Source organism: Pantoea folii, from assembly GCF_056678875.1.
Map to the genome: position 1 here is coordinate 83,877 of NZ_JBWXON010000014.1, position 15,177 is coordinate 99,053.

The following is a 15,177-nucleotide window of genomic DNA, read 5'->3' on the forward strand; positions in this document are numbered from 1 at the left end:
AAAGTGCGCAGCCGACCTTTGTCAGCCGCGTATTGGTTCGCCCCATTATAGGGACGATAAGCACGATTACCAGTGACCGAGCACCACGTGGCGCGCGAACTCTTTCTCGCAATATTTGCACTTCAGGTGCACATCATCGTCACGCTGTTTCACCGCGAAGCTGCTGAATACTGGCTCACTGCGGCTAATGCAGTTGCTGTTCGGGCAGGTCAGCACACGCTCGACACGATCCGGTAAGGTTGGGGCGATTTTCGCCACCACTTCGTATTCATCAATGCGGTTAACCGTGGCGTGAGGCGCATACACCGCCAGCTGGTTAATCTGATCATCGGTCAGGAAGGTATTCTCGATCTTAATCAAATCCTTGCGCCCCATCTCACCTGAAGGCAGATTCAGTCCAATGGTGATGCGCTGGTCGGTCTCGGTCAGGCGAAACAGCGACAGTAATTTAAAACCGACCTGCGCAGGAATATGGTCGATTACCGTGCCACGCTTGATGGCTTCAACCTGCAATTTATTATCGTGAGTCATCGGTTTCTCCTTACAGGGCCAGTTCGCTATTCAGTACCAGTGCCAGCAGAGCCTGGCGGGCGAAGATGCCGTTGCCCGCCTGCTGGAAATACCAGGCGTGCGGCGTGCTATCGACGTCAGTGGTAATCTCATCAATACGCGGCAACGGATGCAGCACTTTCATGTTGTCGCGTGCGCCGGCTAAATCGGCCGCGCGCAGGATGAACTGTGCTTTGACGTTGGCGTACTCAGACGGATCGAGACGCTCTTTCTGCACACGGGTCATATACAGGATGTCGAGTTCCGGCATCACTTCTTCGATGGTGTCGTGGCGCGTCCAGACAATGTTCTGCTCATCCAGCATATCGGTGATGTAGGCCGGCATCGCCAGCGCATCCGGCGCGATAAAGTAGAAACGGTTGCCGGTGAATTTCGCCAGCGCCTGGGTCAGCGAGTGCACGGTACGGCCATATTTCAGGTCACCGACCATCGCCACATTCAGGTTGTCGAGGCGGCTCTGGGTTTCACGGATGGTGAACAGATCCAGCAGGGTTTGCGTCGGGTGCTGGTTGGCACCGTCACCGGCATTGAGAATTGGAATGCCGCTGGAGAATTCAGTCGCCAGGCGCGCGGCGCCTTCCTGCGGATGACGCATCACAATCGCATCGACATAAGTGCTGATCACCGAAATGGTGTCGGCCAGCGTTTCGCCTTTCTTACCCAGCGAGGTATTGCTGCCGTCGGCGAAGCCCACCACTGAAGCACCCAAACGATGCATAGCGGTTTCAAACGACAGGCGGGTGCGCGTCGAGGCTTCAAAGAAGCAGCTGGCGATCACGTTGTGCTTCAGCAGTTCCGGCTGGGGATGAGCCTTGAGCTGGGCAGCGGTGTGTAACACCAGCTCCAGTTCTTCGCGGTTGAGATCGTTAATGGAAATAATGTGCTTGCGATATAGCGGGTTGGCCATAGCGTTCTCCTCTGCGCTGCCGGATTGCGGACAAAAAAAAGCCCCTGCTTAAGGGGCTTTTTTTACGATCAATGGTTGACGGAAAGAAACAGCGGCATCGCCTGTGGTCAGGCGGGGTAGAGCGGCAAATTGTACGCTGCGCTGTTGCATGTTTCCTCCGGCAAATTGTGGCGCATTATACGCATTCACTGATTTGCATCAAGCAGAAATCGCCGCAAGGTAAACGTTTGCATTACTTGTTTCCCAGCGTGGCGACCATCACCGCTTTGATGGTATGCATGCGGTTTTCGGCCTGATCGAACACGATGCTGTGCGCCGATTCAAACACCTCGTTACTCACTTCCATGCCGTCTTTCAGACCATACTGTTCAGCCATCTGACGGCCCAGTGTGGTTTGATCATCATGGAAGGCGGGCAGGCAGTGCAGGAATTTCACCTGTGGATTACCGGTCAGCGCCAGCATCGCGCTATTGACCTGATAGGGACGCAGCAGGGCGATACGCTCTTCCCATACCGATTTCGCTTCACCCATCGACACCCACACATCAGTGTAGATGAAATCCGCACCTTGTACGCCCTCGGCAATCTCTTCGGTCAGGGTGATTTTGCCACCGGTTTTCTGTGCTGCAACGCGACACTGTTCAATCAACTGCTCTTCCGGCCAGCAACCCTTCGGGGCCACCAGGCGCAGGTCCAGCCCTACCAGAGCTGCCGCTTCCAGCATGGTGTTGCCCATGTTGTTACGTGCGTCACCCACATACACTAACGTCATCTCGCTCAATGGTTTACCCGGCAGATGTTCTTGCATGGTGAGCAAATCTGCCAGCAACTGCGTCGGGTGGAATTCCGTGGTCAATCCGTTCCACACCGGCACACCGGCAAATTCCGCCAGCGTTTCCACCAGTTCCTGGCCGAAGCCACGATACTGAATACCGTCATACATGCGACCTAATACGCGCGCGGTGTCTTTCATTGACTCTTTATGGCCGATCTGGCTGCCGCTTGGGCCGAGGTAAGTGACGTTAGCGCCCTGATCGTATGCGGCAACTTCGAAAGAGCATCGGGTACGGGTCGAGTCTTTTTCGAAGATGAGCGCGATATTCTTGCCTTTCAGGTACTGCGTTTCGGTAGCATTTTTCTTAGCGTGTTTTAATTCACCTGCCAGACTTAACAGGTTAGCGATTTCGGCGGGGGTGAAATCCAGCAATCTCAGGAAGTGTCTCGAATACAGCTGACTCATACAGCGCTCCAGATGGGGATTAATAATGAATTAAAATTCAATCTAACCGTATGAATATGCATTTTCAACCCCGGCGTTAAGAAACTTTCCGTTTTGTGTAGTGGCGCGCGAGGCAGTGTGGGAAAATAATTGCATTCACGTCGAACATTTTGAGGACACGCACATGGCATATGAAGCATTGCTGGAAGAACAGCGCGAAGAAACCCGCCTGATCATTGAAGAGTTGCTGGAAGACGGCAGCGATCCGGATGCGCTTTACACTATCGAGCATCACCTCTCTTGCAACAACTTCGACTCACTGGAGAAAGTCGCGGTTGAGGCTTTCAAACTGGGCTTTGAAGTGAGTGAGCCAGAAGAGCTGGAGCTGGAAGAGGGCGGCACGGTGATGTGTGTGGATATCCTGAGCGAAGGCGCATTGAAGCCAGAGCTGATTGATGCACAAGTTGAGCAATTGGTGAATCTGGCCGGTAAGTTCAACGTCGATTACGACGGCTGGGGCACTTACTTCGAAGACCCGGACGCGGAAGATGAAGACGACGATGGTGATTTCATCGACGACGAAGAAGACGACGGTGTGCGTCACTAAGTCTTAAACGGGCGGCGCTCGCCGCCCAGAACCACTTCCCCGCCAGATAAAGAACGCCGATGAATTACGCTCCTCTGTTAAAACCCATTTATGAATTCCTGCACTGCCGCACGCCACAAGCGTGGATTGACGAAGCGCGCAAGCCGGAAAACCTGACGCTGTTGTTGACCGATCACATGGTGTGCGAGTTAAAAGCGGCACAAACCGCGGTGTTTATCATTCGTAAGTATGTGGCTGATAAACCCAGTGGCGATGCCATTCTGGCGTGGCTCAAGCCATACGAAGATTTCATCTACCGCGAAGAGCCAGACAGCAACTTCATTAACGCGCATAAAAATCTGACCAAGAGCATCATTGTGCGTAACGAACTGCCGTGGGCGGATGATTTGGTCGAGATGATGATTCTGCTGATCAAAGAAGAGCTGCATCATTTTTATCAGGTGTGGGAAATCATGCAGTCGCGGGGTTTGCCGTATCGCAAAATCACTGCCAGCCGCTATGCCAAAGGGCTGATTCGTGAAATCCGTACGTTTGAACCTGAAGCGCTGGTGGATAAGCTGATTTGCGGAGCCTATATCGAAGCGCGATCCTGCGAGCGTTTTGCCAGCCTGGCGCCGTATCTGGATGAACAGCTGCAGAAGTTCTATATTTCGCTGCTGCGTTCTGAAGCGCGTCACTATCAGGATTATTTGAAGCTGGCGGAACAGATTTCAGCGAAGGACATTGCCCCGCGCGTGCAGGCGTTTGGTGCAGCGGAAGCGCGCTTAATCAGCGAGCCGGATGGTGAGCTGCGTTTCCATAGCGGTGTGCCTGCTTACTAAGTTGGGTGCGCAAATCTGCGCACCGCTTTTACATCACAACACTTTCAGCATCCGCACTTCACAATCGCCGTGCCCGGTACAGCCCATCGCGCTGTCGATCAGCTCAAAACCCAATGACTCATACAGCTTAATCGCGCGGGTTAGCGTGCCGGTGGTTTCCAGATAGCAGCGACGGAAACCCTGCTGACGCGCATACTCCATCGCCCGCAACGCCAGCGCACGCGCCAGCCCTAAACCGCGTACTTGGGGCAGGAAGTACATCTTCTGCAATTCGCAGATGTCCGGTGCGCTACACGCCAAAGGTGCCACGCCGCCGCCGCCCACAACACGTCCCTCATGCTCGACGATCCAGTAAGCGCTGTTCGCTTCGCTGTACAACTCGAACAGGCGATCCAGATTCGGATCGGACACGGTGTAACCTTTGTCGGCGGTCAGGCCAAACTCTGCGGAGACATCACGGATCACTTGCGCAATCAGCGGATTATCGGCCGCAACAATCGGGCGCACCTGTAAATTCAGTGGCGTAGCGGTGGTCATCATTTTCTTCCGGTGTAAAAAAGCCGGGCAGTGCCCGGCTATGATTTAGCAATTGGACTGATGCGCTTACAATGCCGCAATCACGCCCTGCTGTTCAATCAGTTTTGCTTTTGATTGTTCCAGCTCAACGATGCGCTCGCGCTCTTTCGCCACCACCGCTTCCGGTGCACGTGCAACAAAGCCTTCGTTCGCCAGTTTGACCTGGATCTTCTCAATCTCGACATCCAGCTTGGTCAACTCTTTCGCCAGACGCTCCAGCTCGGCTTCTTTGTTGACCAGATCCGCCATTGGGATCAGCAACTCAGCGCCTTCGACGATCTTGGTGACCGAGACCGGACCTTTCTCGCCCGCAGGCAGAATGGTCAGGCTTTCCAGACGCGCAAGACGTGACAGGAAGCTACGGTTCTCATCGACACGACGCTGCGCGGTTGGCGAGCAGTCACGCAGCAGCACATCCAGCGGTTTACCCGGTGCGATGTTCATTTCAGCACGGATGTTACGCACTGCCACGATCGCCTGCTTGATCCACTCAATGTCCGCTTTGGCTTCCACATCTTCTTTCGCCGCATCAAACTGCGGGAACGGCTGCAGCATGATGGTGTCGTGATCGATATTCTTCAGACCTTTCACACGCTGCCAGATGGTTTCGGTGATGTAAGGAATTATTGGGTGCGCCAGGCGTAAGACCGCTTCCAGCACGGTAACCAGCGTATTACGCGTGCCGCGCAGTTCCGCTTCGCTGCCGTTGCTCATGACTGGCTTGGTCAGCTCCAGATACCAGTCACAGAACTGGTTCCAGGTGAAGTCGTACAGGATGTTGGCAGCGATATCAAAGCGATAGCTGTCCAGCGCTTCACGATAGGCTTTCACGGTGCTGTTGAATTCGGTCAGAATCCAGCGATCCGCCAATGACAACTTCAGTTCGCCGCCGTTCTGCCCGCAATCATGCTCTTCGGTGTTCATCAGCACGAAACGGCTGGCGTTCCACAGCTTGTTACAGAAGTTGCGATAGCCTTCGAGACGCTTCATGTCCCAGTTGATGTCACGGCCAGTTGAGGCCAGTGCCGCCAGGGTAAAGCGCAGGGCATCGGTGCCTGATGCCACAATGCCGTCCGGGAACTGCTTCTCGGTACGTTTACGGATCTTCTCAGCCAACTGCGGCTGCATCATGTTGCCGGTGCGTTTCTCCAGCAGATCTTCCAGCGAAATGCCGTCGATCATATCCAGTGGATCGATGACGTTGCCTTTCGACTTGGACATCTTCTGGCCTTCTTCATCACGAATCAAACCGGTCATATACACGGTTTTGAACGGCACCTGTGGCTTGCCGTCTTCATCTTTGATGAAGTGCATGGTCAGCATGATCATGCGCGCAATCCAGAAGAAAATGATGTCGAAGCCACTCACCAGCACGCTGGTTGGGTGGAAGGTACGCAGCGCTTCGGTATTCTCTGGCCAGCCAAGGGTCGAGAAGGTCCACAGGCCTGATGAGAACCAGGTGTCCAGCACGTCGTCGTCCTGGCGCAGCACCACAACGTCAGCCAGGTTATTTTCCTGACGCACTTCGGCTTCAGTACGACCCACATAGACGTTGCCGTCGTTGTCATACCAGGCCGGGATGCGATGTCCCCACCACAGCTGACGCGAGATGCACCAATCCTGAATGTCACGCATCCATGAGAAGTACATGTTTTCATACTGTTTTGGCACAAACTGGATGTCGCCGTTTTCGACCGCTTCTACCGCAACTTTCGCCAGTGGAGCCGTGCGTACATACCATTGGTCGGTCAGCATCGGCTCGATCACCACGCCGCCACGGTCGCCGTAAGGCACGGTCAGATCGTGTGGTTTGATTTCATCGAGCAGGCCGAGTTCATCAACCGCAGCCACCATGGCTTTACGCGCCGCGAAACGCTCCATTTTCTGGAACTGCGCTGGGATCTCATCGGCGCATTCGTCGCTGACTTCACCGTTGGTGTCGAACACTTCCGCACGCTCGCGGATATCGCCATCAAAGGTCAGGATGTTGATCATTGGCAGCTTGTGACGACGACCGACTTCATAGTCGTTGAAGTCATGCGCTGGGGTGATCTTCACGCAGCCGGTGCCTTTTTCCATGTCCGCGTGCTCATCGCCGACGATCGGAATGCGGCGGTTCACCAGCGGCAGGATCAGCTCTTTGCCGATCAGATCTTTATAACGCGGATCTTCCGGGTTCACCGCCACGCCGGTATCGCCCAGCAGGGTTTCCGGACGAGTGGTGGCAACCACCAGATAATCTTTGCCTTCTGCAGTTTTCACGCCATCCGCCAGCGGGTAGCGGATATGCCACATTGAGCCTTTGCTCTCGCGGTTTTCCACTTCCAGATCGGAGATCGCGGTACGCAGTTTTGGATCCCAGTTCACCAGGCGCTTGCCACGGTAAATCAGGTTCTCTTTGTACAAACGGACGAAAACTTCACGCACCGCATTCGACAGGCCTTCATCCATGGTGAAGCGTTCGCGCTCCCAATCCACGGAGTTGCCAAGGCGACGCATCTGACGGGTAATAGTGCCGCCAGACTCTGCTTTCCACTGCCAGATTTTGTCGATGAAAGCATCACGGCCGTAATCCTGGCGAGTTTTGCCCTCTTCAGCGGCGATCTTGCGTTCAACCACCATCTGCGTCGCGATACCGGCATGGTCAGTACCTGCCTGCCACAGGGTATTTTTACCCTGCATACGCTGGTAACGAATCATGGTATCCATGATGGTCTGCTGGAAAGCGTGACCCATATGCAAGCTGCCGGTGACGTTCGGCGGCGGGATCATGATGCAAAAGCTTTCCTGGCTGGTGTCGCCATTCGGTTTAAAGTAGCCCTGCTGTTCCCAGTGCTCGTAGAGCGGCTGCTCGATATCTTGCGGGTTATATGTCTTTTCCATTTCTACACTGTCGTTTGCGGCGGAGGTGGCGTCGCCGTATTCAATTGGAAACCAACGCTGCGATAGGCTTTATAGCGGTCGCGCGCCAGTTGTTTTAGGGATTCTTCGTAAGGTACGAAGTCTATCACTTCATGGAAACCAGTAGCAAAATCTGCGAACTTTGGCAGCAGGCTAATCAGCAGGTCACGCGGGGAACTGCCGCGACGCTGCGGCCAGGCTAATTCTACCGGTGCGCCGTAACGCGGGCCTTCACCGGCCAGATTGTGCGGCACAAAGGCGTTGGCGGGGCGCTGCCAGAGCGCTTCATCCAGACGATTAGCTTGGTCTTCATTCTCGCAGGCAATCAGGATGCGTTTGCCGTCACGCCAGCGTGTTTCGGCCAGATCGCACACCAGTGCTTCGATGGCGCTCAGGCCGTCGCTGGCGCTTTCCGACTCCATCACATAGAAAGTGGCGTTTTTCATGGCAAGCTTATTTCCATTAATGACAGTGGGGCGCATTTTGCGCCCCATGAGTTCATACGTCTATCTTTGAACCGCGATTAATCGTCGCCGTTCAATCCTGCGCGGTTCAACAGGAACTGCGACAGCAGCGGAACCGGACGACCGGTGGCGCCTTTGGCTTTGCCAGAACGCCATGCGGTACCGGCGATATCCAGGTGCGCCCAGTTAAATTTACGGGCAAAGCGTGCGAGGAAGCAGGCTGCGGTGATAGCACCACCCGGGCGACCACCAATGTTTGCCATATCGGCAAAATTGGATTCCAGCTGCTCCTGATACTCATCCGCCATCGGCAGACGCCAGGCGCGGTCACCCGCTTGCTCGGAGGCGCTGATCAGCTCATGCGCCAGCGGATTATGGTTCGACATCAAACCGCTGACGTGATGGCCGAGCGCAATCACGCAGGCACCGGTCAGGGTCGCGACGTCAATCACCACTTCTGGCTCGAAGCGCTCCACGTAAGTCAGCGCGTCGCACAGCACCAGACGGCCTTCCGCATCGGTATTCAGCACTTCAACGGTCTGGCCTGACATGGTGGTCAGCACATCGCCTGGACGCATCGAACGACCATCCGGCATGTTCTCACAACCCACCAGTACGCCGACGACGTTCAGCGGCAGATTGAGTTCCGCCACCATGCGCATCACGCCGTACACGGACGCCGCGCCGCACATGTCGTACTTCATTTCATCCATCGAATCGGCAGGTTTGATCGAGATACCACCGGAATCGAAGGTCAGGCCTTTACCGACCAGTACAATCGGACGCGCTTCTGGATCGGTACTGCCTTTGTATTCAATCACCGACATCAATGATTCGTTGTGTGAACCGGCCCCGACCGCCAGATAAGCGTTCATGCCCAGCTCTTTCATCTGCTGTTCGCCGATGACACGCGTGGTGACATTTTTGCTGTAAGCATCTGCCAACTGGCGCGCCTGTGACGCCAGATACGCGGCGTTACAAATATTTGGCGGCATATTGCTGAGGTCTTTGGCGGCTCTGACGCCCGCTGCCACCGCTAAACCATGCTGAATCGCACGTTCACCGCTGGTGAGTTCACGACGGGTTGGCACGTTGAACACCAGCTTGCGCAGTGGACGGCGCGGTTCAACTTTATTGCTTTTCAGCTGATCGAAGTTGTAGAGCGCTTCTTTTGAGGTTTCAACCGCCTGGCGGACTTTCCAGTAAGTGTTACGCCCTTTAACATGCAGTTCGGTCAGGAAGCACACCGCTTCCATCGAACCCGTGTCGTTCAGCGTATTGATGGTCTTCTGAATCACCTGTTTATACTGGCGTTCATCCAGCTCGCGCTCTTTACCGCAGCCGATCAACAGGATGCGTTCAGACAGGATGTTAGGCACATGGTGCAGCAGCAATGTCTGACCGACTTTGCCTTCCAGTTCACCGCGGCGCAGCAGGGCGCTGATGTAGCCGTCGCTGATTTTATCCAGCTGTTCAGCAATGGGTGACAAACGGCGCGGTTCGAAAACGCCCACAACAATGCAGGCGCTACGCTGTTTTTCCGGGCTACCGCTTTTTACACTGAACTCCATGCACTCTCCTGAATCTTAAAGACAACGGCCTTAGCTGTCGTTAGAATGTAGCGCGTTCGTAACCCATTATTTTTAGCGGCGCCATGACAATTTAACGCCGACGGTCATAATGAGATGTGGTGGCAATGTGTTGTTTTTTCACCACCCTAACGCGTTCGTCATACTATTTTAGCTACGATGACGGCCATTGATGAAGAAAAATGGCTGATAAGCGTTGAAACTAGCGATTTTCCTGCAAAAAGACAAGTTATCACAGGCGTACTAAGCGTGATCATCATTAGATATCTGGTTCGGGAAACGCTCAAAAGCCAGCTGGCTATCCTGTTCATCCTGCTACTGATCTTCTTTTGCCAGAAGTTAGTCAGGATTTTGGGTGCAGCGGTGGATGGCGAGATCCCAACAAATCTGGTTCTGACATTGTTAGGACTTGGCGTGCCTGAAATGGCACAACTTATCCTGCCCCTAAGCTTGTTTCTGGCGATTTTAATGACCCTTGGGCGGCTGTACACCGAAAGTGAGATCACGGTGATGCATGCCTGCGGCTTGGGGAAAAGCGTGCTGGTCAAGGCCGCGATGATCCTGATGCTGCTGACTTCCGCGGTGGCGGCGGTTAACGTCATCTGGTTAGGGCCATGGTCATCGCGTTATCAGGACGAAGTGACGCAAAATGCCAAAGCCAACCCCGGTGCGGCAGCGTTGGCGGCGGGCCAGTTCCAGACCTCCAGTGACGGTAATACCGTGCTGTTTGTTGAGAACGTCAAAGGCAACACGTTTGGTAACGTGTTCCTGGCGCAGCTGCGTCCGAAGGGCAATGCGCGTCCATCCGTGGTCGTCGCCGACAGCGGTCATATGGAGCAGCGCAAAGACGGCTCACAAGTGGTGACGCTGGATAAAGGCACGCGCTTTGAAGGTACCGCGATGCTGCGCGATTTCCGCATCACTGACTTCACCAACTATCAGGCGCTGGTGGGCTATAAAGAAGCCACGCTCGATCCGAATGATGCCGATCAGGCGAGTATTAGCACGCTGTACCAAAACAAAACGCCGCAGTTCCAGGCCGAGTTCCACTGGCGTCTAACGCTGGTGTTTGCGGTGCTGGTGATGGCGTTGATGGTGGTGCCGCTCAGCGTGGTCAACCCTCGTCAGGGGCGTGTGCTATCAATGCTGCCTGCGATGCTGCTGTATCTGATCTTCTTCCTGCTGCAGAGTTCGTTACGTTCTAACGCAGCGAAAGGCAAGTTCGATCCCGCGATTTGGATGTGGGTAGTGAACCTGGCTTATCTGGCGCTGGCCGTGATGTTGAACCTGTGGGATACGGTACCGATGCGACGCATTCGTGGTCGCTTTAGTCGTGGAGGATCGCAGTAATGTTTAAGGTCCTTGACCGCTATATCGGCAAAACCATCTTCAACACCATCATGCTGACGTTGTTCATGCTGGTGTCGCTATCGGGCATTATCAAATTTGTCGATCAGCTACGTAAAACCGGGCAGGGTGCCTACACCGCACTCGACGCCGGTTACTACACGCTGCTCAGCGTGCCGAAAGATATTGAGATCTTCTTCCCGATGGCCGCACTCTTAGGTGCATTGTTGGGCTTGGGAACGCTAGCGCAGCGCAGCGAGCTGGTGGTGATGCAGGCATCGGGCTTTACCCGTATGCAGGTGGCGCTGGCGGTGATGAAAACCGCGATTCCGCTGGTGCTGTTGACCATGGCTATCGGCGAATTTGTGGCACCGCAGGGCGAGCAGATGGCGCGTAACTACCGTGCGCAGCAGCTGTACGGCGGCTCGCTGATGTCGACGCAGAATGGGCTGTGGGCGAAAGACGGCCATGACTTTATCTACATCGAACGCATCAAAGGCGACAATGAGATTGATGGCGTCAGCATTTACACGTTCACCGACCAGCGTCGTCTGCTCAGCGTGCGTTATGCCGCCAGTGCGACCTGGAACAAGGACAAGAAGTTGTGGCAGCTGTCGCAGGTAGATGAGTCCAACCTGAGTGATGCGAAACAGATTACCGGTTCCCAAAGTCTGGGCGGGGAGTGGAAAACCAACCTGACGCCTGACAAACTCGGCGTGGTGGCGCTGGATCCGGATGCGCTGTCCATTAGCGGTCTGTACAACTACAGCAAATACCTTAAGCAGAGTGGCCAGGTGTCAGGGCGTTATCTGCTGAACATGTGGGGTAAAATCTTCCAGCCGCTTTCCGTGGCGGTGATGATGCTGATGGCGTTGTCGTTTATCTTTGGTCCGCTGCGTAGCGTGTCGATGGGCGTGCGCGTGGTGACGGGTATCAGCTTCGGCTTCCTGTTCTACGTGCTGGACCAGATCTTCGGTCCGCTGAGTCTGGTGTATGGCATCCCACCGATTCTGGGAGCGCTATTGCCGAGTGCCGCGTTCTTTGCCATCAGCTTGTATCTGCTGATGAAGCGCAGTTGATGGTTCAGGGATAGCCTGCTGCTATCACCAAAACTCACAGAAGCCGCCATCATGATGGCGGCTTTTTTATTACTTAAGAGTATGAATCAGAGCCGGCAACTGCGACAACAGGTACAGCACCAACCCAATAGTGCCACCCACCAACGTCCCGTTAATGCGGATAAACTGCAGATCGCGGCCAATGTTCAACTCAATCTGTTGTGACATCTCACGCGCATCCCAGCTCTTCACGGTATCGCTAATGTGGCGCGTCAGAAATTCGGCGAACTCTGGTGCAATGCTGCGGGCGGCATCTTCCAAGTGTTGATTCATCGAGATACGCAGCGCTTCATCTGCTGCCAGCGTTTCACCGAACCATAGCGCGGCAAGACGCACGCGCTCCTGCACGCGAGAATCTTCACTGTTAAGATCGGCCTTCAGCCAGCTACGCAAGTCCTGCCATAGCTCGCCGATGTAGCGATTCAGCGACTCATCCTCTTTCAGCCAGTTTTTGATCACCTCGGCACGTTCGGCCATTTCGGGGTCGGTTTTTAGCTTCTCAATTAACCGCTGAACTGCGCGGTCAAATCCCAGACGCAGCTCGTGCCCCTGATTGATCGCCACTTCATCGAGAATCGAATCGACCGCGTTGGCCACGACATCAGCACTGTGCTCACCCAGCCATTCGGTGGGCAGCATTTTGGCTTTGATGGGATGTTCGCGCTTCAGCCAGCGCACAATCTGAGTTGCGATGAACTCACGCGTGCCAGGCTTGTGCAGCAGACGCAGCAGCTGTTGTACTGCGGCATCGAGCAGTTCCTGATGGCGATTGTTTTTGGTCAGGCTATCCAGTAACAGCGCGCTGGATTGCGTCAGATCGACCTTATCCAGTGCGCGATGCACGGCACGCCGCAGGAAGCGCTGGATGCGTTCATCATCCGTGAGATCAAGGAAGCCGCGCATCACCTGCAACAGATGGCGACCAATGCGATCGGCGTTGCCCGGCGTGTTGAGCCAGTGCGCCAGCATCTGCGAGGGATCGTGGCGGCGAATCAGCGCCAGCAACGAATCGGTATCGAGAAATTTCTCCTGCACAAAGCGGCCAAGATTTTCCCCGATGCGATCCTTATTGCGCGGAATAATCGCCGTGTGCCGCGAGATGAAGGGCACCGGCACGCGACGAAACAGCGCGACCACCGCAAACCAGTCGGCCAGCGCACCGACCATCGCCGCTTCAGCAATGGCCTTGAGACCAAGCACCCAAAAATTGGGTGGCAGAAACAGCGTCACGACAAAAGTCGCTGCGGCAACCAGCAGCAATGCGAGCGCCAGACGCTTGCTCCGTTTGAGTTGTTGATATTTATCCATATAACGATCTTAGCAGACCACACCTTAGGGTGGCGGTGCGAATCATTGCACCTATTCAATCAGCGTCATTAATGTCGCGGCGCGCAGGTGTCACTGCAGCGCTGCTGATGCCCGAGCCATACATAGCGCCGCGGAGGAAAATAAATTTTTTCAGTATGTTATCGACGACGGCCGCCCATCAAACTTCCCAGCACGCCACGAATGATTTGGTTGGTGACCTGACGCGCCGCGCTTTTTGCCACGCTCTGCACCACGCCATCGCGCTTGCCGCCGCGCGGTCCGGTGGTGCCAAACAGAATGTCTTTCAACCCGCCGAGAATGCCATCATCAACTTCGACATTATTGCCTTTGGCTTCCGGCGCATCGGCCTGCTGCGGCGCGGCCTGCACGCCTTTTTGCAGCATCTCAAACGCGGATTCGCGATCCACTTCGGTGTCGTATTTGCCGTACAGCGGGGAGTTATTGATTAAGCCATTACGTTCATCCTGCGTCACCGGCCCCATGCGTGAACCGGGCGCAATCACCATCGCACGCTGCACCATCGACGGGCTGCCTTTTTCATCGAGGAAGGAGATCAATGCTTCGCCGGTGCCCAGCGCCTGAATGGCTTCCACGGTATCGAACGCCGGATTGGCGCGCATGGTTTCGGCGGCGCTTTTCACCGCTTTCTGATCTTTCGGCGTAAAGGCGCGCAGGGCGTGTTGCACGCGATTGCCTAGCTGACCGAGCACGTTATCAGGGATATCCGACGGATTCTGCGTGACGAAATAGACGCCGATGCCTTTGGATCGAATCAGACGTATCACCTGTTCTACTTTCTCCAGCAGCACCGGCGGCGCATCGGTAAACAACAGGTGTGCCTCATCAAAGAAGAACACCATTTTAGGTTTATCGAGGTCGCCCGCTTCGGGCAGCTGCTCGTACAACTCCGCCAGCAGCCACAGCAAGCTGGTGGCATAGAGTTTCGGCATTTGATACAGCTTCTCGGCGGAAAGGATGTTGATGAAACCTTTGCCTTCGTTGTCACAACGCATCCAGTCACGGATATCCAGCATCGGCTCGCCGAAGAAGTGTTCAGCGCCTTGCTGTTCCAGCGCCAGCAAACCGCGCTGAATCGCCCCCACCGAGGCGCTGTTGATGTTGCCGTACTGCGTCTGGAAAGATTTAGCGTTATCCCCGATGTATTGCGTCATGGCGCGCAGATCTTTGAAATCCAGCAGCAACAACCCTTGATCGTCGGCGATGCGGAAGATGATTTGCAGCACGCCCGATTGCACCTCATTGAGGTTGAGCAAGCGCGCCAGCAACAGCGGGCCAAGGTCGGAAACTGTGGCACGCACCGGATGGCCTTTCTCGGCAAAAATATCCCACACCATCACCGGATTTTTCTGTGCCTGCCAGTCGGTCACGCCAATCTTTTCCAACCGCGCCTGTAACTTTTCCGAGCCTTCACCGGCGGTCGCCACGCCAGTGAGATCGCCTTTGACGTCGGCCATAAACACCGGCACGCCGATATTGGAGAAGGACTCGGCGATTTTTTGCAGCGTCACGGTTTTACCGGTGCCGGTGGCACCAGTGATTAAGCCGTGGCGGTTCGCCATATTGGAAAGCAGGGATAACTGGATGTCAGGCGTTTGAGCAATCAGCAACGGGGTGGTCATATTTTTTCACTCGCAGGCAACAGGTTATGCCAGAAAGAATAGCAAGCGATGCGAGGGGAAGGATGAAGATTGTACTGAAAGTGTTGATG

General features: G+C 55.0%; 13 protein-coding genes. 4 read left to right on the forward strand and 9 right to left on the reverse strand.

Translation table 11 applies throughout. The annotated features are described in order from the left end of the window. Positions 1-66 precede the first annotated feature (66 nt). From pyrI to argF, 3 genes are all read right to left on the reverse strand, one after another. Positions 67-531 (reverse strand): aspartate carbamoyltransferase regulatory subunit, encoded by a 465-nt coding sequence (gene pyrI / locus AC1MDE_RS16685; protein ID WP_034826475.1) that lies wholly within the window; start codon positions 529-531, stop codon positions 67-69. Between the two features lie 10 nt (positions 532-541). Next, entirely contained in the window at positions 542-1,477 is a 936-nt protein-coding gene (gene pyrB, locus AC1MDE_RS16690; RefSeq protein WP_034826472.1) for an aspartate carbamoyltransferase, read from the reverse strand. Between the two features lie 232 nt (positions 1,478-1,709). Continuing rightward, the gene (argF, locus tag AC1MDE_RS16695) at positions 1,710-2,717 is read right to left on the reverse strand and encodes an ornithine carbamoyltransferase (RefSeq protein WP_480344853.1); all 1,008 of its coding nucleotides are present in this window, start codon (positions 2,715-2,717) and stop codon (positions 1,710-1,712) included. Between the two features lie 163 nt (positions 2,718-2,880). Here argF and rraB point away from each other — a divergent pair, with 163 nt between their 5' ends. Together rraB and miaE are read left to right on the forward strand one after the other, a co-directional pair. Next, on the forward strand, positions 2,881-3,303 hold the full coding sequence (gene rraB / locus AC1MDE_RS16700; RefSeq protein ID WP_034826466.1) for a ribonuclease E inhibitor RraB: 423 nt from the start codon (positions 2,881-2,883) through the stop codon (positions 3,301-3,303). 59 nt (positions 3,304-3,362) lie between these two features. Then, positions 3,363-4,124, forward strand: coding sequence for a tRNA isopentenyl-2-thiomethyl-A-37 hydroxylase MiaE (gene miaE, locus AC1MDE_RS16705; protein WP_479401199.1), 762 nt, complete (start codon positions 3,363-3,365; stop codon positions 4,122-4,124). 33 nt (positions 4,125-4,157) lie between these two features. Here miaE and AC1MDE_RS16710 read toward each other — a convergent pair whose 3' ends face one another. From AC1MDE_RS16710 to pepA, 4 genes are all read right to left on the reverse strand, one after another. Beyond that, positions 4,158-4,664 carry a GNAT family N-acetyltransferase gene (locus AC1MDE_RS16710; protein ID WP_370529933.1) on the reverse strand — a complete coding sequence of 169 codons (507 nt, stop codon included), beginning with the start codon at positions 4,662-4,664 and terminating at the stop codon, positions 4,158-4,160. 63 nt (positions 4,665-4,727) lie between these two features. Continuing rightward, complete coding sequence (locus AC1MDE_RS16715) at positions 4,728-7,583, reverse strand: valine--tRNA ligase (RefSeq protein ID WP_160868501.1); 2,856 nt, start codon at positions 7,581-7,583, stop codon at positions 4,728-4,730. A gap of 2 nt (positions 7,584-7,585) precedes the next feature. Then, positions 7,586-8,047 carry a DNA polymerase III subunit chi gene (locus AC1MDE_RS16720; protein ID WP_058959430.1) on the reverse strand — a complete coding sequence of 154 codons (462 nt, stop codon included), beginning with the start codon at positions 8,045-8,047 and terminating at the stop codon, positions 7,586-7,588. 77 nt (positions 8,048-8,124) lie between these two features. After that, the gene (gene pepA, locus AC1MDE_RS16725; RefSeq protein WP_034826455.1) at positions 8,125-9,636 is read right to left on the reverse strand and encodes a leucyl aminopeptidase; all 1,512 of its coding nucleotides are present in this window, start codon (positions 9,634-9,636) and stop codon (positions 8,125-8,127) included. A 267-nt stretch (positions 9,637-9,903) separates the two neighbouring features. Between pepA and lptF the strand changes: the two genes are divergently transcribed. Both lptF and lptG read left to right on the forward strand, forming a co-directional pair. Then, positions 9,904-11,004, forward strand: coding sequence for an LPS export ABC transporter permease LptF (gene lptF / locus AC1MDE_RS16730; RefSeq protein ID WP_058959428.1), 1,101 nt, complete (start codon positions 9,904-9,906; stop codon positions 11,002-11,004). Next, complete coding sequence (gene lptG / locus AC1MDE_RS16735) at positions 11,004-12,080, forward strand: LPS export ABC transporter permease LptG (protein WP_034826451.1); 1,077 nt, start codon at positions 11,004-11,006, stop codon at positions 12,078-12,080. Before lptF ends, lptG begins: the two co-directional genes overlap by 1 nt. A gap of 69 nt (positions 12,081-12,149) precedes the next feature. On the opposite strand, the gene AC1MDE_RS16740 is transcribed toward lptG, so the two are convergent. Together AC1MDE_RS16740 and AC1MDE_RS16745 are read right to left on the reverse strand one after the other, a co-directional pair. Beyond that, the gene (locus AC1MDE_RS16740; RefSeq protein ID WP_058959426.1) at positions 12,150-13,427 is read right to left on the reverse strand and encodes a DUF445 domain-containing protein; all 1,278 of its coding nucleotides are present in this window, start codon (positions 13,425-13,427) and stop codon (positions 12,150-12,152) included. A gap of 158 nt (positions 13,428-13,585) precedes the next feature. After that, positions 13,586-15,088 (reverse strand): helicase HerA-like C-terminal domain-containing protein, encoded by a 1,503-nt coding sequence (locus AC1MDE_RS16745; protein ID WP_479414766.1) that lies wholly within the window; start codon positions 15,086-15,088, stop codon positions 13,586-13,588. Positions 15,089-15,177 lie beyond the last annotated feature (89 nt).

Coding starts and splice junctions, on each gene's coding strand:
- argF (WP_480344853.1), bottom strand. CDS start 2,717: ATGAGTCAGCTGTATTCGAGACACTTCCTGAGATTGCTGGATTTCACC.
- miaE (WP_479401199.1), top strand. CDS start 3,363: ATGAATTACGCTCCTCTGTTAAAACCCATTTATGAATTCCTGCACTGC.
- pyrI (WP_034826475.1), bottom strand. CDS start 531: ATGACTCACGATAATAAATTGCAGGTTGAAGCCATCAAGCGTGGCACG.
- AC1MDE_RS16715 (WP_160868501.1), bottom strand. CDS start 7,583: ATGGAAAAGACATATAACCCGCAAGATATCGAGCAGCCGCTCTACGAG.
- pepA (WP_034826455.1), bottom strand. CDS start 9,636: ATGGAGTTCAGTGTAAAAAGCGGTAGCCCGGAAAAACAGCGTAGCGCC.
- AC1MDE_RS16740 (WP_058959426.1), bottom strand. CDS start 13,427: ATGGATAAATATCAACAACTCAAACGGAGCAAGCGTCTGGCGCTCGCA.
- AC1MDE_RS16720 (WP_058959430.1), bottom strand. CDS start 8,047: ATGAAAAACGCCACTTTCTATGTGATGGAGTCGGAAAGCGCCAGCGAC.
- rraB (WP_034826466.1), top strand. CDS start 2,881: ATGGCATATGAAGCATTGCTGGAAGAACAGCGCGAAGAAACCCGCCTG.
- AC1MDE_RS16710 (WP_370529933.1), bottom strand. CDS start 4,664: ATGATGACCACCGCTACGCCACTGAATTTACAGGTGCGCCCGATTGTT.
- lptG (WP_034826451.1), top strand. CDS start 11,004: ATGTTTAAGGTCCTTGACCGCTATATCGGCAAAACCATCTTCAACACC.
- AC1MDE_RS16745 (WP_479414766.1), bottom strand. CDS start 15,088: ATGACCACCCCGTTGCTGATTGCTCAAACGCCTGACATCCAGTTATCC.
- pyrB (WP_034826472.1), bottom strand. CDS start 1,477: ATGGCCAACCCGCTATATCGCAAGCACATTATTTCCATTAACGATCTC.